The 25401-nt window shown below is 61.2% G+C and carries 8 protein-coding genes; 3 read left to right on the forward strand and 5 right to left on the reverse strand.

Annotated elements, in window-relative coordinates:
• Positions 1 to 163: 163 nt before the first annotated feature.
• From O5O48_RS11680 to O5O48_RS11690, 3 genes are read left to right on the forward strand one after another with little or no spacing between them, the layout of a single operon-like run.
• Positions 164 to 18247: a leukotoxin LktA family filamentous adhesin gene (locus tag O5O48_RS11680; RefSeq protein WP_269687081.1), complete on the forward strand. Its 18084-nt coding sequence runs from the start codon at positions 164 to 166 to the stop codon at positions 18245 to 18247.
• Positions 18247 to 19908: a ShlB/FhaC/HecB family hemolysin secretion/activation protein gene (locus O5O48_RS11685; protein WP_269687082.1), complete on the forward strand. Its 1662-nt coding sequence runs from the start codon at positions 18247 to 18249 to the stop codon at positions 19906 to 19908. The genes O5O48_RS11680 and O5O48_RS11685 overlap by 1 nt, the downstream gene beginning before the upstream one ends.
• A gap of 57 nt (positions 19909 to 19965) precedes the next feature.
• Positions 19966 to 20700, forward strand: a complete 735-nt coding sequence (locus O5O48_RS11690) for a SapC family protein (protein WP_088273761.1) — start codon at positions 19966 to 19968, stop codon at positions 20698 to 20700.
• Positions 20701 to 20736: 36 nt separating this feature from the next.
• Here the strand turns inward: O5O48_RS11690 and O5O48_RS11695 are convergent, their stop codons facing one another.
• The 5 genes from O5O48_RS11695 to O5O48_RS11715 form a co-directional block, all read right to left on the reverse strand.
• Complete coding sequence (locus O5O48_RS11695) at positions 20737 to 21660, reverse strand: GGDEF domain-containing protein (protein ID WP_228246088.1); 924 nt, start codon at positions 21658 to 21660, stop codon at positions 20737 to 20739.
• A gap of 185 nt (positions 21661 to 21845) precedes the next feature.
• A complete protein-coding gene (locus O5O48_RS11700; RefSeq protein WP_269687083.1) occupies positions 21846 to 22586 on the reverse strand; it encodes a YciK family oxidoreductase in 741 nt (246 codons plus the stop codon).
• Positions 22579 to 23259 (reverse strand): HAD family hydrolase, encoded by a 681-nt coding sequence (locus tag O5O48_RS11705; RefSeq protein ID WP_228246086.1) that lies wholly within the window; start codon positions 23257 to 23259, stop codon positions 22579 to 22581. The genes O5O48_RS11700 and O5O48_RS11705 overlap by 8 nt, the downstream gene beginning before the upstream one ends.
• Entirely contained in the window at positions 23259 to 23966 is a 708-nt protein-coding gene (gene ubiG, locus O5O48_RS11710) for a bifunctional 2-polyprenyl-6-hydroxyphenol methylase/3-demethylubiquinol 3-O-methyltransferase UbiG (RefSeq protein WP_228246085.1), read from the reverse strand. The genes O5O48_RS11705 and ubiG overlap by 1 nt, the downstream gene beginning before the upstream one ends.
• The gene (locus tag O5O48_RS11715) at positions 23956 to 25296 is read right to left on the reverse strand and encodes a TRZ/ATZ family hydrolase (RefSeq protein WP_233048166.1); all 1341 of its coding nucleotides are present in this window, start codon (positions 25294 to 25296) and stop codon (positions 23956 to 23958) included. The genes ubiG and O5O48_RS11715 overlap by 11 nt, the downstream gene beginning before the upstream one ends.
• Between the last annotated feature and the right edge of the window lie 105 nt (positions 25297 to 25401).

Consider the following 25401-nt stretch of genomic DNA (forward strand, 5'->3'; position numbering starts at 1 on the left):
GTTGATTGCTTAGCGTTTTGCTACAGTGCGCTGTCAAAAATTTATTGTCGACAGTGAGGTTGGCATGGCCAGCGCAGGGAAAGCGAAGAAATCGGGTGGGCGTTCGACTCAGGTTTCTGTATTCAACCGTCATCCGTTAACAGTTTTGATGTTGGCTTCGGGCATGATGCCCGGCTGGAGTCTGGCCAACGACATCACGCTGCACACCGGTAGTGGAGGGCAGACCGCCACCACGATTGCGGTCAACGGCGCCAATACCGACATCACCACCGCAACGGTGCGTGGTCAAACCGGCTTCAACTCCTTCGGTAACTTCACTGTCGACGCCGGCAATACGGTCAATCTGCACGTGCCCGGTGGCGCGAGCAATCTCGTCAACCTCGTCCACGACTCGCGCGCGGTCATCAACGGTACCCTGAACGGCCTCAAGGGTGGCAAGGTTGGCGGCAATATCATCTTTGCCGACCCGCACGGCTTTGTTGTTGGCGCCTCCGGTGTGGTCAACGTCGGCAGCCTGACCGTCACCACGCCCAATACCGCGACCATGGACGAGCTGCACCGGATTGCGGCAGTTGATGGTGCTGTGACCGACAGTCAGGCCGATGACTACGTCGCCAGGTTGGCTGCCGGCGAGCTGCCCAGCGCCGAGCTGGCCAGTGATGGCAGTAATGCGATTGTCATTCGCGGCATGGTCAATACCAACGGTTCGATCAACCTCCACGGTGCTTCGGTACTGGTTGAGGCCACTGCCAACCTGCAGGCCGGCACCGACGTTGCCCGGACTGTGTTCAACAGCACGGTAAATACCGAGGGCCTGGCGATTGGCGACGCGGTTGCCCGTGCTGATGGCGGAATCGTTATCACCGCGACTGACAATGTCGAAATCTCCGGCGAGCTGGCTGCGCTGATGGCCGATGACTCGGGGGCGCAGGTTCAGATCGCAGCTCGGAAGTCGCTGGAACTGAATGGCGATGCGTTGATCAGTACGCGAGGCGAGAATGGGCAGGACAGCGGTAATGTCACCCTGGAGGCGCCGTCAATTACGCTCGCCGCCAATGCTCAGGTGGTTACCCGCGCCACCGGTGCGGGTCGCTCGGGCGATATTGCGCTCAACGCGCTCAGTGATATCAGCTGTACCTTCTGTGACGAAGACGCCGAAGCTCAGACCCTTGATGACCTGAAAACCGGCATTCAGTATCAGGCCAATCCCTGGTTATCCGCCAATCTGGGCAAAGCCGAAATCATCGTCGGTGAGAACGCTGTGCTGGACGCCGGACACGCTACCGGTGACAACGCCGGCGACGTTACCCTGGATGCCTACGGGCTGAACAGGCAAATGGCCGGGTACGCCGAAGCCGGTGCGCGGATTGATGTTGACGGCACTATCACCGGACGTAATGTCACCATCACCGCTGACGCGCGGGCCGAGGTTTCTCGCGACATTCTCGGCATGCTGCTCAGCAAGTACGACCTCAAGGACGACATCGCCCAGCTGGCTTCCGACAATGGCTGGAGCGAGGCAGAAACCTGGGCCAATGTGCTCGATACTCTGGCCGATCCTATCAAGGCCTACGCCGGAACGGCAGACACCAACGCCTTTCTGGAAACACCGACCAACTTTTCCGAACTGACCCTGCTGGTGCCGAACCTGTCGGCCTACATCGCCAAGGCCGACGCTGTCGTTGATATTGGCGCCACAGCCAATATCAACGCCAGTAACGATCTGACCGCCTGGGCAACCACCCAGCGCGCGGTAGACAGCTCCACCTGGAGCATTCCGGTACTCGGCAAGAAAATTCCCTTCGGCTTCGATGCTGCCTACGGCCAGATTTCCGGCCTGACCGAGGTCGTGGTGAACTCGGGCGCTACGCTCGATGTTGGGCGGGACTTGTCGGTAGTCGCGCACAGTGACAACAGCCTGTCGGTCACCGCTGCTGCAGAAAACAGCGTTGATGGCGAAGGCAGTGCACTCAAGACCATGGGTCTTGGGTTCGGCATGGCGATGAGCAATATCAACACCCGCGCGGTGGTCGCCGATGGCGCCAACCTGACGGTGGACCGGGATGTCAACGTACTCGCGCTGACCGAGCAGGAGCTGGAGACCAGTGTCAGCTTCAAGGCCAGTGGTGAGGGTGCAACCGGCGGCCCCGCAGTTGGTGTATCGCTCTTCAATAGCGATACCTACGCCGAGTTCAGTGCCGACCTCGACGGTGCGCGTAACCTGAATGTCAATGCAGCCAATGTGGTCTACAAACAGATTACGTCGGTTACCGTCTCTGCCGGCGCCTCCGAGCCGGGTTATCTGGACAAACTCAAGGAAAAAGCCAACGAGCAGGTAGCCAAGCCGGTTACCGACTACCTCGGTGATAGCCTCAAGGACTTTTTTGGCATCAAGCCCGAGTCCAAGGAAGAGGGCGGCGCCAAGCCGACAACCGACAGCAAGTTCCGTCTGGCCTCGGCAATTGACGTAACCCTGTCCGACCACAGCGTCAAGTCGGTATTGGGCGGTGGTAGCAGTGCACCGGTTATCGACATCAGTGGCGACTTGGCCGTCCAGGCCTGGCAACAGCAGAAAAATCTGCACAACGCCGCCGAAAGTACGGTCAATGCCTCCGCCAAACGCGATGATGGCAGCACCGATGGCGCCGCGGTGTCGTTGAGCGTCGCTGCCGTCTATACCGAACTCGATCAGCAAACCCACGCAATCATTGGTGACGGAACCGAGGTAACCGCCGGCCGAATCGGCGTGGGTGCGCGTTTTGATCAGCCCGTCGGGCTGCTGGGGCTGGACCGCTGGAGTTCGCTCAAGCAGGTCTATGCCAACCTGAAACTGCTTGCTGAGGGTGGGCAGGCCGTTATCGGCAAGATTGCGACCCAGTATGCCAATTCGACTGGCGAGGCTGACAAGCTCGGCATGGCCGGCTCGTTGTCTATATTGCAGAACCGCATCGATACCCTGGCCTGGGCCGGAGACAACGTCAATCTGACTGCTACCTCCACCGACGATGCCCCCTGGGCGAGCCTGCTGGCCGCAGTGCTGCCCGAACTGGACAGTACGACAGCGCTGGAAGCGCGTCGGGAGGCACTGCGCACTCTCGGGTGGGAGTGGTCTGCTCCGCTGCAGGTGACCGCCGACAATCAGCTTGAGCAGTTGGCCATCTCGGGGAACTTCGATGCGCTGTTCGGCACCACGAGTGAGGATGGTGGCGCGGTGGGCGCCGGCATCAATATCCAGATTACCGGTAATCAGGCAGTCGCAGGCATTGGCGCCAACGGCAGCCTGACTGCCGAAGCCATCAATGTGGAGGCGCTGCAGAACGAACTGATCATCGCGGTCAGCCCTTCTGCGGGTAAGGGGGCCAGTGTTGCCGGTAACGGCTCGATCGTCGTCAGCGTTGTGGACAGCACCGTGCATGGCTCGATCCACAGCAGCACCGATGTGACTGCCGATACCGTAAATATCGATGCAGAGCATCAACTGGGTCTCTGGAGCGCCGCCGGCGCCATCGCTGCCTCCGAAAACGTCGGTGTTGGTGCGGGTGTTGCAGTCAACGTCGTCAATACCGACGTCTATGCCCTGGTGGGCGACAATAAGGGCTGGCGTCCGGATTATCTGTCTGACGGCCTGAACGACAGCAGCAAGGGTACATGGCTGGTTAACGATCTGACGCTCAGTGCGCAGAGCTCTGGCCAGAGCGGTGCCTTCTCGATTGCCGGTGCATTGGCGCGCTCCGAGCAGGAACAGGCCCAGCAGGACGAGGTCGCCAGCGAGAGTGGCGGTGCCGATGCCGGCTCGCAGGAGAAGGCCGGTAGCCTCGGCGAGGCGATCAAGACCTCGCTCACCAATGGTTTGGCGCTGATTACCGGCGAAGTGCAGAACGCCAAGGACAAGGCCGTTTCCTCCGGGGAAGCGGCAATGGACAAGATCGGCGAATACTGGGAAAAGCTGCAGACCGCATTCAATGGTGACAGCAGCAGCGACGGCAGTGACGGTACTACCAAGGAAGGCCTGAGCCTCGCGGCTGCCGCCTCTGCCAGCGTCAACGTATCGGGACAGAAGAACCGCGCTCACCTGGGCAACATCGTGCTGGATCCGCGCGATGCCGCCGGCAGCAAGGTCAATGTGCTGTCGCTGAACCAGACCCACCAGTTCAGTGGCTCCGGCGCCGGTGCCCTGACCCTGTCGGGCGGCGACAAGAGCCAGCACAGCGCGGCGCTGTCCGGTGCGGTTGCGTTCAATCAGCTCAAAAACGTCACCGAAGCGCTGATGCAGGACACCGTTCTGCGCAGCAACGATCTGCTCAAGGTGCAGGCTGCCAGTGGTGGCGATCAGATCGCCATGGGGCTTGGGTTGTCAGTCGCGGCCGGTGGCGAGACTAATGTCGCGGTCGCGCTCTCCGGCTCGGCCGGGGTGTTCAATAACAAGACCCGTGCCGCGGTAATCGATAGCCAGATCGAGCAGCGCGCTGCAGCGCCAGGCGTCATTGGGGTCAACGCTTACGATCGTTCCCGCTCGCTGCTGGGCGGTGGTGCCTTTGCTGTCAGCAAGGACAAGGGCGGCAGTGGCGGTGGCTCCATGGTGCTGGCCATTATGGGTAACGAGCTGGAAGCCGAGTGGCTGGGCAGCTCCGCAACCGATTTTGACAGCCTGGAAGTCAAGGCCAACAGTGCCTCTCGCGTGCTGGCCGGTGCGCTGGCTGTTGCTGCCAGTACCGGACAACAGAGTGGCTCCGGTGCCGGCTCGCTGTTCGTTGTGGTGATGAACAACAAGGTCAAGGCGAACGTCGACAAGACAGGCAGCAATGACTCCTCGCTGACTGGCGCAAACGTGACAGTTGCTGCAGCCAGTGTGCCGGGTGGCGACGCGTTGAACGATATCTTCAACTACGACGCCAGCGCCGACACCACGCTCAGTGAAACCGGTCTCGATATGACCGGCAGCAGCGCCACCTCACAGATTGAGGTGGAAGCTGAAACCAACGATGAGCTGTTCAGCGAAGACGGTATCGATACCAATACCGACGAGACATCAAGCACTGCCGATACCACTACCCGCAACCTGTTCGACAGCGGTGATATCGCGGGTGAGGCGGTACTGGCGATTGCCGGCAGCGTTGCCGGCACCGGTGGCAAGGCCGCTGTGGGTGGCGCCATTGGCGTGGTGTACAACGGCAGTGACTACAGTGCCAATGTCGCCAACACCGATATTGACCTGACCGGCGATCTGGCGGTTGTCGCACGCAATGAAACCGATGTTCTCGCCGGCACCATTGGCGCCGCGGGGGCCACAGATATTGCTGTTGCCGGCTCTGCTACGGCCTTGATCGGCCGCGGCTCCGTATCCGCCGAGCTGGATATGACCGGTCGCACCCTGAACGCCGACGATCTGACGGTTCAGGCGCTGAAAACCGGCGGCTTCTACTCGCTGGCCGGCAGTATTGCCGGCAGCAGTAACACGGCTGCCGTTGGTGCGGCATTCAGCATCAACGACATGCAGCAAAGCGCGAAAGCGAATATCGTCGGTGGCACCTATGAATTGACCGGTGACGCCACACTCAGTGCTGCGCAGCAGAGCCGAATCATTACCGCTGCGCTGTCCGGTTCGGTCTCCGCCAGCGGCTCCGGAGTCGGTGCCGCCATGACCTACAACCGCATTGCCGACACGACCACCGCAGAGCTCAGTTCGGCGCTGCTGAACGCACGAAATCTGACCATTTCCGCCAGTCAGCCGAATCTCGGTGCCAGCATCTGGTCGCTGGCGTTCAACCTGGCTGCCGGCGGGGGATCTGCCGGCGTTGGCGCCGGTGTGGCGGTCAACCTGATTGACGCCGAACGCGAAGCAAAACTGAGCAACAGCACTGTCAATCTCAGCGGCAATGCTGCTATGACATCGGCCCTGGATGGCGAAATCTGGAGCATCGGTATCGATGCCGCCGGTGGTGGGACCGCGGGCGTGGGTGGCTCCTTCGCGGCCAACAACATTAACGGCAGGGACGAAGTCAGCATTTTCGGCAGCACCGTTAACGCTGCCGGCAGCAACCAGACATTGTCACTGGATGCCAGCGCAGGTCAGGGCTTGACCATCGCTTCGCTGGCCGGCTCGATTACCGGCGGCGGTACCGCTGCGGTGGGTCTTGCTGCGTCGGTCAACCGCATTGCCGCTGATCGCCGCGCAGTGATCGGAGGCGGCAGCCTGATTGATGGCTTTGCCGATGTCAGCCTCAAGAGCGGTGTGCAGCAGGCGATCTATTCGATCGCTGTTGCCGGTGGCGGTGCCGGTACGGTAGCCGTTAACGGCGCGACCACTACCAATATTCTGGATGGCGAGGAGCGGGCAGAGATTCTCGATAGCCAGCTCGACAACGTGGGTAACCTGTCGCTGTCTGCCGCGGAAGGGGACCGCACCATCTGGGGCCTTGGTGCTGTTGTCAATGGCGCCGGCACCGCTGCGGTCGGGGCCGCGAACGTCAATAACATCATCCTTGCCAAACGAGTGGCGAAGATTGACGAGTCGGCCATCGCACTGACCGGAACCCTGAATCTGAGCAGTGGCGGTGATGCGCTGATACGCTCCGCCGCGTTGGGTGGCGGCGGTGCCGGCACTGCCGCAGTCGGCGCCTCCATCGCGGTCAACGTGGTGGCTGGCGAAGAGTCTGCCAGCATTGAAAACAGCGATATCGACGGTGCCAGTGAACTGACGGTCGAGGTAACTCGCGGCGAGGTCGATATCAAAACCCTCGCCGGTAACGTGCAGGGCGCCGGCAGCGGTGCCGGTGCCGGAGCGGTCGCAGTCAGCACAGTTACTCAGATGCGTCAGGCCTGGATCAGCGACAGCTCTGTGGATCTGGCGAGCGGCGCCGATGCCCGTGTCGAGGCGCTCACCCGAGCCAACATCGATACCCTGGCGCTCAGCGGTGCCGGTGCGGGCACTGCCGCTGCCGTTTTCTCCAATACCAGCAACAATATCGATGCGCGTACCTATGCGCGGGTGCTCAACAGTGACGGTGACGCGGACCGGATGCTGGTCAGAGCGCGTGATGCCTCCAGCATCAATTCGCTGTCGGGTGGCATTGCAGCCGCCGGCAGTGTCGCCGTCGGCGTCGCGACGGCGGTGAACCGCATCAACAACGATATCGAAGCCCGTGTCTCCGGCCGCCATGCGGACGGCGGATTCACGCTGAATGACCTGGCGGTGCAGGCTGAGTCGGATGCCGAGATCAATACCATCTCGGTCTCCGGCGGCTTCTCCGGTACCGCTGCGGTAAATGGTGGTATCTCAACCAGCATTCTGGATACCCGCGCGCGCGCGCTCATCGATGGTGGTGCGGCAATTCTGGCCCGCAACAACGTCGCAGTGACGGCGTTCAACAATGACACCGTCAATTCCTATGCCGGTGTTGTCGCCGGCAGCGGCAACGCGGCTGTCTCCGGTCTGGTAACAGTGAATGTGCTGCAGAGCGAAACCGAAGCAGCGATTCGCGGTGCGACAACCGAGGTAACCGCGCTGGCACTGGGTGCCGGCGTGTCGGTTGATAACGGCGAAGTAGCCAATGCGCCGGATACCGATGCCTGGGCTGATGCCGAACAGTTCAATCCTGTGCTCAATCTGCAGACTGGCTCCGAGCTGGTCAAAGGGGTGGCGGTAAGAGCCACATCGCTGCAGCAGACCGGTCAGACCAGCGTCAGTGCTGCCGTATCTCTGGTCCCGTTGGCCAGCGCCTCGGTTGGTGGTGTGAGCAATACCCAGGTACTGGGTGGCTCCACACTGGCGGCGATTGATGATGCGCAGATCAACCAGAGCAACACCGGTGCTGCGTCTGGTCAGCAGGTCAGCGTTGGCGCCGCCAGCCATAGCTATAGCTTTGGCGGTGTGCTCAACGCGGCGCTTTCGCTTGGCGCTGCAGCGGTCGCTGTGACCGCAGATACCGGTGTTATCAGTCGCGATGTTACTGCCCGGGTGCGTGGCGCCAAGGTCACCAGTCGCGGCGCGATGGATGTCGATGCCAGCGCCACCAACTCCGCCAGCAATATTGTTGTCAGTGCATCCGGTGCGATTGTCGGTGTAGCCGGCAGCGCCGCAGTGCTGGTGCTTGAGGGTAATACCGAGGCTTTGGTCGACGGCGGCAGCGACCTGACCGTGGGCAGCCTCAAGGTGAGTGCGGATGCGATCAACAGTCTGGCGCCAAGCGCAGATACCGCCAGTGGCGGCGCGGTTGGCGCCGGTGCCGGCGTGGCGGTGGGCTACAACCGCAGCACCGTGCGTGCCTGGTTGGGTGCTCAGCAGGGTAGCACCGAGGCGCGCACCAGAATCACCAGCCCCGGCGCGATCAGTGTCGAGGCCGATAGCGTGACCCGGTTGCTCGGCAACAGTGTCAGCGTCAGCGGTGGCGGTGCCGCCATGGCGGGCTCGGTGAACGTATTTATCGTTGAGAACGTCACCGAAGCCGGAGCCGGCAAGCTGGATCTGGGAACCTCGGCAAGTCGGGCCGGCAGTCTGACGGTAGACGCATACGACAAGCTGATTGCTCTGAGCAACGCCGGCTCTGCCGCTATCGGTGGTGTGTCGCTCGGCGCCAGTGCCAACGTGCTGGTAGCCAACAATGCAACCCGCGCGATGCTGCTCGACTCGCAGGTGTATACCACCGGAGCGGTGAAAGTGGCCGCTGCGCGCGATGTGGATGTGCAGCTTTACACCGTCACGGGCGGCGTGGGTGGGAGTGCTGCGCTGGGTGGCAGTGTCGGTCTGCTGATGCTGGGGTCTGGCGCGACCTCGGTCGAGGGCACTGATCCGCTGGATGAACTGGACAGTGGCGGTAACGGTACGCTGTCCATGGTTGACGGTTTCACCAGTCGGGAAACCGCCGAGACCGGCTATGACACCGTGGTGTATGACAGCGCAACCGGTGAGTACGTCATCGAGCGTCGCAGTAACACAGACGAGACCAATCTGCTCAATCAAAGCGGGCGGATTGGCTCAAGTGCGGATCGCCTCAAGGCAGGCACCACCTACTCCCACGAGACGCTGGCCCGCATCAAGGGCGGGCGTGTTGACAGTCAGGGAGCCGTCACGGTTAGCGCGCTCGACTCGATTGCAACGCGCAATCTCACCGGCTCCGCTCAGCTGTCAGGCAGCGCGGCAGTGGGCGCTGCGGTGGCCTATACCCTGTCCAATGCCCGGGTGAGTACCGAGGTCGATGCGACCGTACGTGCCGCTTCGCTGTCGGCCACGGCCAAGAGCAAGGCCCTTAACGGCGAACCGGCGGTGAAGGTCGAGAGTTACACCGGCGCTGCGGGATTTGCTGCCGGTATTGGTGCGGCTGTATCGGTTGCCGATATGAACAACACCATCGGCGTCAATCTGGGTGGTGACCAGCAATACGGCAATGCTCTCAGCGCGACTGCAGAAGATACCCTGGGACTCTCGGTGAAGGCCGATGGTGCCGCTCTGGGCGCCGTGGCAGCTGGTCTGGTTATCGGTACCGGTCTGCGCGACAGCACTGTGGGTGTCAACGTGGCGGCAGGCAGCAGTCTGACGGCCAACGGCATCAGTCTGTCGGCCAATGGTGCCGGTTTGCTCAGCGTAGATACGGTTGGTGCGGCGGGTGGTCTGTTTGCCGCAGGTACCGCCGTCGCGGCGCTGGGTATCGACAGTACCCGGGTTGCCACCGAAGTGGGTGATGGTGCCATGCTGGACGGCAAGGCCGGCGGCGTGACGGTGCAGGCATCCGCAGCGCCGCAGATTGATGTCAGTGCCATCGGCGCAAGTGTGTCTGCAGGTGCCGGCGTGGGTGCCTCCTACGCCCGGGCGCAAGGCAGCACTCGGGTCACGGCCAAGCTGGGTAATGCAGTTGATATCAAGGGCACCGGCGGTCTCAAGGTCGCTGCCAAACTGGATAACCAGCGCAGCGGTAACGAGGTTGATCCCGACGAGGCAGCGGTCCGGGCGCGTTCGGTTGCCGGCAGTGGCGGCCTGTATTTCTCTGCCAATGGTTCGGTTGCCGAGGCGGTTAACAGCTCTACCGTCAGCGCTACCACAGGAACTGACCTCAAACTGCCCTCCGGTCGGGTTGAAATCGATGCCCGTAGCGAAACCCAACAGTACGCCGAAGCCACCGGGATTGCGGTCGGTGGGTTGGCGGTTGGGGCATCTGTTGCCGAGGCGCGCTCGACAACCACCACCGAGGCGAAGCTGGGTGATCGCGCCAATGATCGTCAGGGCGCGTCGCTGCTGACTGATCTGGTCGTCTCTGCCGACGGCGAGGACATCAATCAGGCCAAGAGCATCGCGGGTAGCGGCGGTCTCGTCGCGGGCAATGCCACCATCGCCCGGACCCGCACTACCGGGAACGTGTATGCCGAGATCGGCAAAGCCGTTGACATTGCTGCCGATAGCCTGGCGCTTACCGCCAAGTTCAATGCCCTTTACGGGACCCATGCCAACTCGGTCAACGCCGCGGTAGTCGGCGGCAGTGGTGCCAGCTCCGATAATGAGGTGACAGTCACTACCCGAGCCAGGATCGGTAATGATGCCGCACTGTACCTTGGGCAGGACGCATTGCTCAGCGCCAACTCCAACATCTACACGCGTCATCTTGGTTCTGCTGCCAGCGGTGCCGGTGGCGGCGTGATCAGCGGCCAGGCGGTCACCAATCGGTCTGATGTGACGGCTGATTCGCTGGTGGATATCGGCGAACGGGTAATTCTGGTTGCCGGACTGGCCGGTGGCGATTATGACGGCAAGCTGATTGCCCGTGCCTTTACTCGCCATGAGGTAAACGAAAGTGTCACGCTCAGCACCGGTGGTGCGATTGCCGGCGGCGGTGCGGACAACGTTCACGATGCCAGCTTTACCAATGCGGTCAACGTGGGTGATGGGGCAACCCTCACGGCCTATGGTCAGATCGGTCTGGGTACCTACACCCTATCGTCGTCAGCTATCGAATCCCTGGTCAGCACCTGGGGAGCAGCAGGTGTCGGTGTCGCGAATGCCAAGGCCGATATTGCCAGCCAGCAATCCGTGTCCGTAGGCGAGGGCGCGACGCTGTCTGCGCTGGGCAATATCGATCTGTCGGCAGGCCGTGATCCCGAGGGGCTGTGGCAGACACGCATCAATGCCGATACCGTAGCGCACAGTGTCGTGCGCGGTATTATTGCGGTGCCTGATGCGCGCGCCGAGAGTCTGATCACTAACGTTGCCGGCGTTTCCGTTGAGCAGGGTGCTTCGGTTCTTGCCGCGCGCAACATCACCGCAGGCGGTTACAACGGGCTTAACGCCGCGCTCGCCGATGGCGAGGCGCGAGGTTATCAGCTCGGTTTTATCCCGGTTACCAACCGTGACAGCAGAACCAATGTCGTGCGCGACAGCTTCGCCCATCTTGATGGTAACTTCCTGGCCGGCCGTTATAACGAGCTGATCATCGATATCGCGCCCAACGGTAATGTGACCCAGAGTGCCGGTTTGCCGGTTCTGGTTCTCAGCACCAGCAGCTTTGTTCCGACTGATTTCCTTGACAGTTACTCGGGTATTGACCCGGTTACCAAGCAGATCCTGCGCAGTACCATTTCCAGTTCGGCCACCGGTTCGGTGGAGCTGGGTTCCATGCTGGCGGCAGGCGGTAATATCACCGTCAATGCCGACCGGCTATCGGGCGCCGGTACCCTGACGGCCAACGGCGGTCCCAAGATCCAGGTGACCAACCGCAGCAGCAAGTATCTGCTGGTAGGTGACGTGCTGATTCCGGATGAGCCGGGCGGCCATGTGCTGTTCACCGGGGGAGCCGATCGCTCGCGCTTCACCAGTGGCACCATCAATGAGGTCAACGCTGATCGGCGAGCCCAGGTGCGCATTGACAACAGTTACAGCGGTTACTCGGGCAACGTCAGCTATGGCCCGGCCATTTTCCTGACCGGCGATATCTACAACCTGGGTGGTTTGGTTCATATCTCCAATGCCAAGGGCTCGCTCGGACAGTTCGGCGCTACCTTCGGCCAGCAGGTGCTGGTTGAGGTACCGGAAGGCTCGATGTCGGTCTTCCAGCCGAACGGCTACTGGTCTGTCGGCTCAAACCCGCTTTCGGAGTGGAAGAGCTTCGCCGGCGTGACCGGTTCCACCACTGTCGCCATCGAACTGATTGCCAACTATGTTTACGGCAGCAGTGGACTGTCGAACAACAATGCGGGGCTGCTCCTGCAGGGAGCGCCCAGCAGTGGACAGTCCGGTCGCAGTGATGTTCTGTTTGGAGGGTGTCTGCCTGCGTCGGTAAGCAGCGGCAGTAACTGCTCGGAGAGCACCGGGAAGTCCTACACCGGGCTGGCGTGGCAGTTCCGTGGCATCGATAACGCTGCGTCCTGGATGCCGATTCTGCGCCAGCGCAATCTTCACAGCAGCACCGCCAGCTATGCGTCGGCTGATCTGAGCGGCAGCGCTGCCAGCAAACGAATAGTCGGCGGTCAGGTTGGTATTCAGGCCCGCTATATCGACATCAACGGCACCATTTCCAGTGGTCAGGCAACCAGCCGCACCCTGACCGTCAGTGCCAGCCTCGACAACTGGCTTGCCAGCCATTACTGCGCCAGCAATACCTGTGTTTCTGCGGTCGACATCCCGCTGGAATACCTGTCCGCGACCGGTGGCAGCTCGTTGATTCGTGCCAAGTACGACTTTGTCAATCAACGCATTCTGGTCGATGACGTCAACGCCTCGGGTGGCGGTTACGTCTACCTCAAGGGCGGAATCATCAGTACCAATCCATTGGGGCGGATTGAGGTCAACAACGGCTACGGTCAGGTCAGTATCGACAACCTGTCGCAGGCTCAACTGCAGCTGGGTGCCATTGATACCGGCGCGGGATCGGTGGGTATCGTACAGATCGTCGATACGCTCAAGGCCCCAGTCGCCGGCCAGCACGCCACGTCCTGGTATGTGCATACCCAGGGCAGCGGTCTGTCGGTTTTCGATAACCGCAATGGCGGCACCTCTATCTCCAACGCCTACCTGGTAAGCAGCTCCTCGGCCAGCAGTGCAACGTATTCACCGAGTACGAATCTGCGCTATGAGTGGAGTCAGCAGGCATCACTCCATCGCACATACAGCTACGACGGCGACAGTTACTATGTCAGCGACTGGGCGTGGGTCTACCCGTCAGGGCAGCCGAATGATCCCTGGAATGTCAGCACCGGAAACGTGGTTTACGGGAACGCTTCGCAAGGCGTGTATGAGCAGAATATCAGTGGTTCGCTGAGCAACTTCAAAGGTTTCAACGTCAACTACCACGGTTGCGGTGAAAGCCTGGGATCCGGTTGTAACTGGGGCTTCAAGGCCAGTGGCCAGTACACCAGCGGCGATCGCGCCGGTGAGTACTACTCGCAGTGGAACTATCGTTTCCCGCTCGACGCATCGATCACTATTCGCCATTCGGTCAAGGCCGATAATCCGTTCCAGATTGCTTTTATCGGAAACGCGACAGGGCTGATTGAAGCGACCACACTCAACGACCTGTATGTGGGCGGTCGTCTGAATAACCCGGGCGGCTCGACTACGCTGACGGCTGGTGGCGATATCATCGATATGCCTGACGGCAGCGTCTATACCGGGCATCTGACCCTTAACGCCGGTGGCGAGATCGGTAACGCGGGCAATCGCTTCTCCGCGAGTTTGGCGCCGGGCGGTACCCTGACCGTTCAGGCCGGCTCGGCTGGTGTGAACCTGAACTTGGGTTCTGATGCCATTATCAAGCGTGTTGATGCCGGTAACGGCAGTGGCGATGTGGTTATTTCGGCTTCCGGTGACCTGCTTGGCAGCCAGCAAACCGCTGCTGCTACCCCGCACGTTCGCGGCCGCAACATTACACTGACCAGCCTGTCGGGCGGCATTGGCGAGAGCGGCAAGGCTCTGCGTGTTCATGCCAAAGAGGTTTCAACCCTCAATGGCGGTGTTGAGCACGGGGTACTTAACGCTACTGCCAATCGCGGTATCTACCTGCACGAAACCGAAGGCGACAGCTGGGTCGGCAGTATCCGCTCGGAAACCGGCGACGTCTGGCTGCGGGTTGAGCAGGGCTCTCTGTACGATGCAGGTCGTCGCCTCGCCTCCGACACGCTGGATGAAACCCAGCGCAAGGCGGTTTGGGAGAAACTGCGACTGACCGAAGCCTATGGCGCCGAAGATAATATTTACGCCACCTCGGTCAAGCCGTTCCAGGATCTGGTGGATGCAAGCTACCGTGAATATTGGCAGCTAAAGGCGCTGGGCAGCGTCAGCGGCTCGGAGTTTGTGCTTGATGCCGGCAATCTGGCGTTCATGCGGCCATTGGCTGAGTTGAAGCTGGGTGTCTCCGGGTTGACTGATGCGCAGGTGCAACAGTTTGCCAGCGAACGCTTTGCCGAGCTGGAATCCTTCTTCAGCAATAATGTTGCGGGCGACTGGCGGTCGCAGAGCGCATTCCAGAGTTATGACGCGCTGTTTGCCTACACGGCATCGGCAGCGCAGATCGAGTCGCTTACCAGTGACGCGATCTGGACCGAGAATGAACTGCTGTACGCGATCGAGCTGGCGGCGCTGCGTCCGTCTTCGGGCACCTCTGTGGGTTCTGCCGAGCCTAACCTGACCGGGCGTCATGTCACTGTGCAGGTTGCCGGTGATGTTGGTCAGCTGGCTGATGCGTTGCTGATTGATCTGGCAGACCTCAAGTCCGGTGCACTCAGTGCCGAGCAGGCTGCCGCGCTGGCGCTGGCCAATGCACCGGGTGATGTGGTGTTCAACCGCAATGATGCCGGTGAAGTGGTCAGTCTGTCGGTTAGCCGAACTGCACCTTTCTATGTAGAGGCATCCGAGCGTTTTGATGCCGACGTGACCGGATCGCTGTATCTGCAGTCGGCGGGTGACCTGAAGATTGGCTCGGTCAGTGCCGGAGAGAATGCGCGGCTGGCCGCAGCCGGCAGCATTCTGGCCGCAGAGGGCAGTGGCTTTGGCCAGTTCCAGGTTGGTCAGGATCTGACCCTGCAAGCGGGCACCGGCAGTCTGGGCACAGGCGAGAGTGTAGACACCATGCTGACCCTGAATGTCGGCGGGCGCCTGCTTGCGGCATCCTCAGGTCAGGATGTGGCGCTGCGCTGGGCCAATGGCGACTTCGAGATTGGCCAGGTGTTTGCTGTAGGCGACATTCATCTGGACGCCATCGACGGCAGTCTGATCGGTGTGCTCGATCAGGTGAGCGTCAGTGGCCGCAACATCCACCTGGTTGCCAGGGACGACATTCGGGGCGTCGACGGCGCGCTGCAGATCGAGTTGCAGTCTGCCAGTGCGGGTGAGCTGTCTGGCTATGCCGGCGGCGATGCTGACCTGAGCAGCGGCAAAGCCCTGTCGGTTGGCGAGCTGGCTGCCGAGGGTGATCTGAGCCTGAGCAGCGCTGTTGATCTGCAGGTGCGTGATGTGCAGTCAGGTGCCAACATGCAGCTTGATGCCCAGGGTGACATCACCGTCGCGCAGGCCCAGGCGGGCGGCAATCTGCTGATCAATACGCTGTCTGATGCGATCCTGACCGGCAGTGCGCAGGCAGATGGCAATCTGACCCTGCTGGCGAGCAGCCTGGACATGGCTGACGACAGCCGTTTCAGTGCCGGCGGCACGCTGGCGCTGACCACTGTCGGCGACATGCATCTGGGGCTGCTGGAAAATACCGGTACCGCCGCCACCCAGTTCCTGCTCAAGGCTGGTGGCTTCGTACGCGGCAACGGCGACGGCCAGGTCAACCTCACTGGTTCGCACGCAGGCATCGCCGAGATCGAGGCGGGGCTTGGCATCGGTAGCGAGACCACTGCCTTGCTGGTCGACTTGCCGCAGCTGACGTCGGTAGAGGCGTTGAGTGGCGATATCTATCTGCAACACCGTAACGACCTGTCGATCGGCAGCCTGCTGGCGCAGGACGGTCACGTGGTGCTGGGCAACAATGGCGGGCTGCTGTCGGCCGGTACGCTGGATGCCTATCAGTCATTCGACTTCACCGGTGGCAGTCTGACTGCGACCGAAATCTGGGCGCGTAACGACGACATGGTCGTTGATGCCAGCGGTGCTGTGGACATCGGCTCGCTGTATACGGCGGGTAACCTCGAATTGCTGGTTGATGGTGAACTGGGTCTGACCCGCGCCGAGGTCGATGGCAACGCACTGCTGCAGCATCGTGGTGCTGCCGGTACTGCGCTGCAGTATGGCAGCCTGATTATCGGCGGCGATCTGACTGTGAACGGCGCTGGTGACTGGCAAGGCACCGAGGCCATCGTTGAGAACAACGTGGTGTTCGACGTTGGCAGCGCCGATCTGGGCAGTGTCGACAGCATTACCGGCACCCTGTCGCTGGCAGCCAGCGCGCTGTTTGCCGCCGAGCAGCTGACAAGCCGGACGCAATGGGTTGACCTGCAGGCCGGTTCCGCTCTGCTGGGGGATGTTGAGGCCTATTCGACGCTTGATGCGCACACCTTCGGCGACCTGACCATCGGGACCGGTCGCAGTGGTGGCAACCTGACGCTGACTACCGAAGCTGGCTCGCTCGGAACCATCCGCTTCGGCGAACTGGCCGACGCCGAGGCCCTCGATGTGCTGGTTCCTGCCCATCTCTACTCGGGAGCAGACCTGCTGGTACAAACCGACGGTGACGTTTTTGGCGGCAATGCCGAGGCCGAAGGTGAAGTCCGGATGATCGGTCGCAACCTGTTCTTTGGTCGAGCCCAGAGTCTCGGCACCGATGTGTTCCTGCAGGCAACCGGTGATGCGGGGCAGGGCGACGGCAACATCACCGGCCTGATGGTCGAGGCTGCCCGAGATGTGGCCATCCTGGCCAACGGCAACCTGCTGATGCCGACGGTTCGCTACGGTGGCACCTACTCGTTGAAGGCTGGCCGCGACCTGACTGTCGGTATCGGACAGGATATGAGTCTGGGTGGGTCGGCAGAAGCGGGCCGTGATCTGACCTTTGTGGTCGGCGGCTCTGTTGATCTGGCCAATGTGACGGCCGGCCGGCATGTGAGCATCACCTCTGGCGAGTACATCAACATTAACGACAGCGTCGTGGCCGGAGGCAATATTCTGCTGGATGCGGCAAACGGCGACATTACCGTCGGCAACGACATTATCTCTACCGGCGTGCCCTACCAGGGTGAGTCGCTGAGCGGCAATATTCACCTGACCGCATCTGGTGACATCCGCGCCAGGACGGTGAGCACAGCGTTGGGGCAGATTGACGCTGACGGTCACCACCTGTCGTTCGATAACCTGATTGCCGAGCAGGACATCAACCTGCTGGCACTGGGCGCGATAGCGGTTGGTGAGAGCACCAGCGGCGGCGACCAGGACTGGAGCGCCGATGAAGACATCAGCTTCCAGCGCCTGCTGGCCGGTGGCCAGGTGCTGCTTGATAGCTTGCTTGATACTACGGGTGACGTGGTCGTGGCAGAAGGCGGCCTGACCGCCAATGCGGGTTGGCGCGATGGCACTGCCACGCCGGCGGTTATCGAGTTGCGGCAGGTGGTAACACCGACCATGAGTCTGTGGGCTGGCTCGGCTATTCGGGTTGCCGATGCGCAACTGGGTGTCGCTGCCGATCTGCATGCGCAGGACGTTGAGCTGGGTGCGCAGCAAACCGGCAGTGGTGCACTGCAGTTGCTGGTGACCGGCCTGAACAACGACGGCGCGGCCGGTGATCGTTTTGTCCTGCGGCTGCAGGGCAGTGCGGTTACAACCTCGCTGCTGGACATGGTCTACACCGACTTTGAAACGACTGCTGCCATCGCCGACTTCGACGATATTCGCAATGCCGACTTCTTCCGGTTGAGCACGCCTCAGGCGCTGCTGATCGCGGATAACCTGTCGCCGGCATATCGCGCGGACGCCAATGTGCAGCTGTATGAGCTTGATAAGGCTTTCTGGTTGTATCAAAGCGATGTATCGACCTATACCAACGCCTATGTGCTGCACCGCGATGCGACTCATCTGGTGCGAGTGCCGAACTTTGCCGAAGGGCATCAGGACGGTGGCGTCGACTACCAGGGCATTACCGCTGCGCGTTATGCCCAGGCAATGTTGTCGCCGGACATGATGCACCTTCGCCTTGGCCAATTGATGAATCGCGCTGCGGGTCTAGGAGAGGTACCACAGGAGCAGGTGCAGGTCCCTGAAATGATGGGCCCGCTGAATTTGCAGTGGCCACAGGGTGCAACCAACAACGAGGATGATGAACAGCGGTGGAAAATCTGATGGCAGCGCATGCATGGAGCACCAAGCGAGTATGGACGCTGGCGGCAATGGCCTTGCTGCCTTGCGTTGCCCACGCTCAGGTAGTATTGCCCGGTGGCGTGAGCGCCGGGCAGGTCAACCCTAGTCTGCAACGCGAGCAAATTGATGCCCAGCAGCGTCAGCAGCAGATTGAAGAGCGTGCGCGCCGAATCGAGATACCGGCTTTGCAGGGCGCGCAGCCGGAGCAGGGTGATGCACTCCCGAGCGACAGCCCGCCTTTTGTACTGAGTGGCATCAGCTTCAACCCGTCGGTCTTTCTCACCCAGACGCAATTGAAGGATATCGCCGGACAGTATGTGGGACGCGAGATTACCTTTGCTGACCTCAATGACATGATTCGGCAGGTCAACCAGCTATATACCGACGGTGGTCAGCTGACTGCTCGGGCGATTATCCCGCCGCAGTCCCTGGAGGACGGTCAGCTGCGTGTTGTGCTGGTTGAGGCAAAGCTGGACAGCGTGGTATTCAGTGGCGAGCGGCAACAGGTTGATGAGTCTTTTTATCGCGACCGAATTGGTCTGACCGAAGGGGAGACGCTGGACAGTCCGATGCTGATCGAGGCGATTCGCCGTTTCAATGCGACCAGCCAGGGTCCGCAGCTTTCTGCAGGGTTGGCTCCAGGCGAGCGCTTCGGCACAACGCGGGTGGATCTGGAGCGTTTCGAGCCGAAACGCTTCGACTGGTCGTTGTTTGCCAACAACTACGGAAGTGAGGGAACGGGCTACGAGCAGTTGGGTGGCACGTTCAACTGGTTCTCGCCGACCGGCGTGGCGGACAACATCAGCGCAGTGCTGGTCGGTACCCGCGGTAGCCAGTATCTGAATCTGCGCTATACCCGTCCGGTTACCCGCAGCAACGGCTTTGCCTGGGTTGAAGCGGGGGCCAACAGCATGGAGATCAAGCGAGGCCCGCTGGCTGATCTCAATATCGAAGGGGACTCCAGCAACTATGGCCTGGGCTTTGATCAGCCGTGGTGGCTGTCTGACCGCTGGTTGCTGCTGGGCGGCGTGGGTTACACCTTTCAAACCTCTGAAACGACGCTGGAGGGTGTGACGCTCAGTGAAGTGGACATTCAGGAGGTCTTTCTCAAGGGCCAGTTCGAGTACCGTGCCGCACCCTGGTATACCCGCTACGAACAGCGCCTGCGTCAGGCCTCGCCGGATAACGCCCTGACCGGAGAGAGCGGCAACTTTACCATTCTGACCGGCGACCTGTACTCGTCGCGTCAGTTGGGTGAGGCGTACGAACTGGTGGGCAAAGCGGGCTGGCAATATGCAACCCGTCAGGACGAGTTGCCTTCGGCGCTGCACAAACAGTTTGGCGGGATCAGTGCCCAGCGCGGCTATGAACCCGGCATCATTACGGCCCCATGGGGAGTTAACGCCAGCGTTGAAGGATACTGGCATCTGAGCGAACGCTGGCAGCCCTTTGTATTCATGGACTACGGCAGGGCTATGGAGCTGGGCGATGAAGATGTGGACCTGATCAGCGGCGGCGCCGGTATCAACAGCCGCTGGTGGCATGATCGGGTGTCTGCAAGCCTGGTGGTTGCAGGCGCATTCAAGGACGTAGTGCCCGACCAGGACAGCGGACAGGTATTGCTGCAACTGGTTTTCCGATAGGCTCGGGCTTGGAAAAAACGAAATAACCGGACCCAAGTCCGGACAGGGAGTAGAAGGATGTCAACGTTGTTGCTTTACAAGGAAATCAAGGCGCTCAATCGTGATCAGCACAAGGCGCTCAAGCTGAAAACCGATAAGGGTTGCGAGTTTGCCGCAGGCACGCACATTGTGCCGCTGGCTGGTCTGGAATTTTTCCAGGCTGCACGCAGTTATCCCATTGTGTTTATCGGTGAAGGTGATGGGCTCAGTCCGATTGCGTTGATGGGCCTAAAACAGGGATTGAACAGTTTCGTTGGCGATTCCGGGCAGTGGCGCAGCAACACATACGTGCCCGCGTTCATTCGTCGCTATCCTTTTGTGCTTGCTCAATCGGACAACGATGAGTTTACGGTTTGCTTTGATGAGGCCTATGCCGGCTGGAACGAAGAGGAAGGCCGTGAGCTGTTTGCCGAGTCCGGCGAGAACAGCCCCTATCTGGACGAGATGATCCAGTTCCTGCAGAACTTCACCGCCGAAATGCAGCGCACCCGCCAGTTTGTTGCAATGCTGCGAGAAATGGATCTGCTGGTACCGCGTACGTTGAAGCTGACCCATGTCAGTGGCGAGAGTTTTGTCCTGAAGGACTTCCACGCCGTTGATGAAGAGCGCTTCCTGGCACTGGCTGACGAGCAAGTCCTGGCATTGAACAAGGCCGGGTTCCTCGGCTGGGTTTACGCCCACCTGATGTCGCTGGGCAATGCCAATCTGCTGTTTGAAGACTATCTGGCGAACAAGCCGGCACAGACTCACTGAGTCTGGACGGGGCGGCGCTCGTCGCCCCGCTGCTTCCTACTCCTCCCCGACAACCCGGTTACGGCCATTGCGCTTTGCCGCATACATGCGCTGGTCTGCGCGATCCAGCAGGCTGCGTGCGTCGTCGGTGGGGCGCAGCGTGGCATGGCCAAGGCTGGCCGTCATTGGCAGTGGCTGGCCGTCAATCTGGAACTGCAGCTGTTCAATCGATTGTCGGATGCGCTCGGCTACCAGGTTGCAGGCGTCGGCGTCAGTGTTGTTCAGCAGGACCACGAATTCCTCGCCGCCCAATCGATAAAGCCCGTCTACGTTTCGCAATGTCGCCGTGACGCAGTCGACTACGGCCTTTAGCGCCTCATCTCCGTATGCGTGGCCATAGTTGTCATTGACGCTTTTGAAGTGGTCAACATCCAGTACCAGCAGTGAGAGCGGCTGCCCGCTGCGTTTGCTGCTGCGAATGTCGCGTTCCAGGTTCTGGTTGAGCGCGAGCCGGTTGCCTGCACCGGTGAGCGCATCGTTCAGCGCGCAGGTCAGAGCTTCTCGGTAGAGAAGTGCGTTGCGCAGGGGGAACAGCAGGGTGGCCAGCAGTCCCTCAATGCTGACGAGCTCAGCCTCGTCGAACCGCGTCTGACGACTCAATTGCAGTTCTCCCAGGTAATCTCCGGCGTGCGACATGCGATAGCTGCAGCGGTGGATTCCGTAGTGCCCATGCAGAATCGGGCTGGCTGCGCCGGTATGGCGATACTCCAGCCCATCGATATACAGCAGCTCGCGCAAGGCGTCGTAAAACATGCCCAGCACGCGCTCAAGCTCAAGGCTGGTTTGCAGCGTTTGGGTCAACTCGCGTCGGGTGTCCTGCAGGGTGACATTGGGCTTGCCGTTGCGACGTCGCTGCGAGCAGGTTTGACCGAGCTTTACGCGCGCCGAGTCGAAGTCGATGGTATTTCCCTGAACTGGCATGATTGCTTTATCCGCTAGTCTACTGACAAGGTGGGTAAAGCAATCAATGTGCCATTATTTAAAGTTCTTTATAATCAATGCCTTAGGCTTTGTTTGTTCTGGGCTATGGCTGCTTGCGGCAAAAAAATGCCGCCCTCGACCGGGGCGGCGATGGTGGCGCGGCAAGGGATCGTCAATATCCCGTCTTACTGGGCGTTGATCGCCTGACCATTGCAATCCTGGCTATCGGGGCCGAGCAAATAGAGAAATGCGGGCATGATGGCATCCGGCGCCGGATTGGTTTCTACCGGCTCGTTCGGGTATGCCTTGGCCCGCATGCGGGTGCGGGTGGCCCCCGGGTTCAGGCTATTGACCCGGATGTTGCTGGTGCCGTCCTGTTCGTCTGCCAGAACCTGCATCATGCCTTCCACTGCGAACTTGCTGATCGCGTAGGGGCCCCAGTAAGCGCGACCTTTGCGACCGACGCTGGAGGACAGCAGGACGATCGACGCATCACTGGACGCACGCAGCAGCGGCATCATGGCCTTGGTCAGCAGGAAGGGGGCATTGACGTTGACCTGCATTACCCGCATCCAGGCATCCGCCTTGACGTTGTCCAGCAGGGTGCGCGGCCCGAGTTCGGCGGCGTTGTGTACCAGGCCATCGAGTTTGCCGAAGGTATCGAACAGCTGGTCGGCCAGGTCTTCGTAGTCCTTTTCCGTTGCTGTTTCCAGATTCAGCGGGCACAGCGCCGGTTGCGGATGACCGGCTGCCTCGATGGCGTCGTATACCTCTTCCAGTTTGCTCTGGGTACGGCCCACCAGCACAACTGTCGCGCCATGGACGGCACAACTCAGCGCGCAGGCGCGGCCGATGCCATCGCCGGCGCCGGTAATCAGAATCACGCGTCCGGCCAGCAGGTCGGCGGGGGCGGTATAGTCAAACATGCATTGTCTCCGGGTTGTGCCGGCCGCGCAGCCAGGGCTGCAGATCGCTGGCGGTTTGAACACTGTGGGTAGCCTGCCAGCTTGCAGGGTCTTCGTCTGGCGGCAGATAGCCGTAGAGTGCGGCTATGGTTGTCAGTCCGGCGGCCTGGCCCGCCTGAATATCGCGCAGGTGGTCGCCTATGAAGACGCAGCGTTGCGGATCGGCGCCTAGCTCGGCGCAGGCCTTGAGCACCGGTTCCGGGTGCGGCTTGCCTCGACTGACCTGATCCGGGCAGACCAGGCTGGCGCAGCGCTCGGCCAGACCAATCTGTTCCATCAGCGGTATGCTGAAGCGACTCAGCTTGTTGGTCACAACGCCCCAGGGCAGGCCCTCGGCTTCCAGCCAGTCGAGCAGCGGCAGGATGCCGGGGAACGGTCGGGTGTGCACGCTCAAGGCCTGCTCGTAGCGACTGAGAAATTCCTCCCGCAGGACATCAAAGCCGGGCTCGCCCGGGCGCGTGGCAAAGGCGGCCGACAGCATGCCGATGGAGCCGTCGGATACCTGTGCGCGGATCAGCGCCGGTGCCACGCGTGGACGCTGGTGGTCGTCCAGCATGGCGTCGATGACGGCCATGAAGTCGTCAACGGTGTCCAGCAGGGTGCCGTCCAGATCAAACAGAACGCCGCTGAGCATCAGGCGTCGGCTCCCAGCTGGCAGTAGACCATGTAGTTCACGTCGACGTCGCTGCCGAGTTTGTAGGTGCGGGTCAGCGGGTTGTAGGTCAGGCCGGTGATGTCCTGAAGGTCCAGCCCGGCGTCACGAATCCAGCCGCCCAGCTCGGCCGGACGAATGAACTTGGCGAACTCGTGAGTGCCGCGCGGCAGCATGCGCAGGACGTATTCTGCGCCGACGATGGCGAACAGGAATGACTTGGGGTTGCGGTTGATGGTCGAGAAGAACACCTGGCCGCCGGGTTTGAGCAGGCGGGTGCAGGCGCGAATGACCGAGCCCGGGTCGGGTACGTGCTCCAGCATCTCCAGACAGGTCACTACGTCAAAGGTGCCGGCGTGTTGCTCGGCGAACTCTTCAGCGGTGCTTTGTTCATATTCGACGCTGACGCCGGATTCGAGCTGATGCAGGCGGGCCACGGCCAGCGGCGCTTCGCCCATGTCGATGCCGGTGACCTGGGCGCCGCGCTGGGCCATGGCTTCGGCCAGAATGCCGCCACCGCAACCTACATCCAGTACCTTCTTGCCCGCCAGACCAACGCGCTCATCGATCCAGTTGGTACGCAACGGGTTGATTTCGTGCAGTGGTTTGAACTCGCTGTTGCGGTCCCACCAGCGGCTGGCCAACGCTTCAAACTTGGCGATTTCGGCGCGATCGACGTTAAGACTCATGGGTATCCCCTTTGGCGATGAGTTCAGCCAGGCTGCGAGCCTGCTGCAGAATGGGTTGTGGATCGATTTCGGTCAGTTGTCCGTCACGCAGCTTGCAGCGCCCGGCAACCCAGACATCACTGACCTGACTGGCGCTGCAGGTATAAAGCAGTTGGGACACGGGATGATAGAGCGGCTGCTGGGCCAGACCGGACAGGTTGACAGCGGTCAGGTCGGCGGCCTTGCCGACCTCGATGGAGCCGGTTTCCTCGTCCAGTCCAAGTGCACGTGCGCCGGCGAGCGTGGCCATGTGCAGGGCGCTGTGGGCGTCCAGCGCGGTCGGGGCGCCGGCGACGATCTTTGCCAGCATGGCAGCGGTGCGCATTTCGCCAAGCATGTCGAGATCATTGTTGCTGGCGGCGCCGTCGGTGCCGAGCGCCACATTCAGGCCGGCGTCCAGCAGGCGCTGAACCGGCATCATGCCACTGGCCAGCTTCAGGTTTGATTCGGGGCAGTGGATCAGCTGGACACCGTGCTCGACCAGCAGGTCGAGGTCTTCGTCGTTGATCTCGGTGACATGCACGGCCTGCAGACGCGGGCTTAGCAGACCCAGCTGTTGCAGGCGACGCAACGGGCGCAGGCCGGTCTGCGCTACCGCGTCGGCTACCTCGCCGGCAGTCTCGTGGAGATGCATGTGAATCGGCATGTCCAGTTCGTCCGCCAGGGTGCGGATGCGGGTCAGGTTCTCATCGCCGACGGTATAGGGTGCGTGTGGGCCGAACGCGACGCTGATCAGGCCGTTGTGACGGGTGTCATCGCGCAGGCGCAATCCCTTGGCAATGGCCTCTTCAGCATTGCGTGCACCCGGGATCGGATTATCTATGACCGGAAAGCACAGTTGGGCCCGGATACCCGCATCCATTGCGGCGGCCGCGGCTACGTCCGGGAAGAAATACATGTCGGAAAAACAGGTTGTGCCGCCGCGCAGCATCTCGGCAATCGCAAGGTCAGTGCCCAGACGGACAAAATCGGCGTTGACCCAGCGGCCTTCTGCGGGCCATATATGGTCTGTCAGCCATGTCATCAGCGGCAGATCGTCGGCCAGGCCACGGAACAGCGTCATGGCTGCGTGGCCATGGGCGTTGATCAGGCCCGGAATCAGGACATGGTCTGGCAGGTCGCGTCGCTCGCGCGGATTCAACGCGTTGGCGGAGGCCACCGGCACAATGCCGACGATGCGCCCCTGATGGACTGCCAGGGCATGATTTTCAAGGACCTGGCCGTGCGGGACAACGGGCACGATCCAGCGTGGCACGATCAGCAGATCGAGCTCGCGGGGCAGCGTGGTCATGTTCAGTTCACCTTGCATCATGGTCGGCAAGTATACCTGCTGGTGGTGCGCAAATGCAGCGTGAAAGTGGCGGCGGTTGCTGACAGGCCGCCGCATCGGAATAGG

Origin of the sequence: Halopseudomonas sp. MFKK-1 (assembly GCF_027474385.1) — a bacterium.
Taxonomy (GTDB): Bacteria; Pseudomonadota; Gammaproteobacteria; order Pseudomonadales; family Pseudomonadaceae; genus Halopseudomonas; species Halopseudomonas aestusnigri.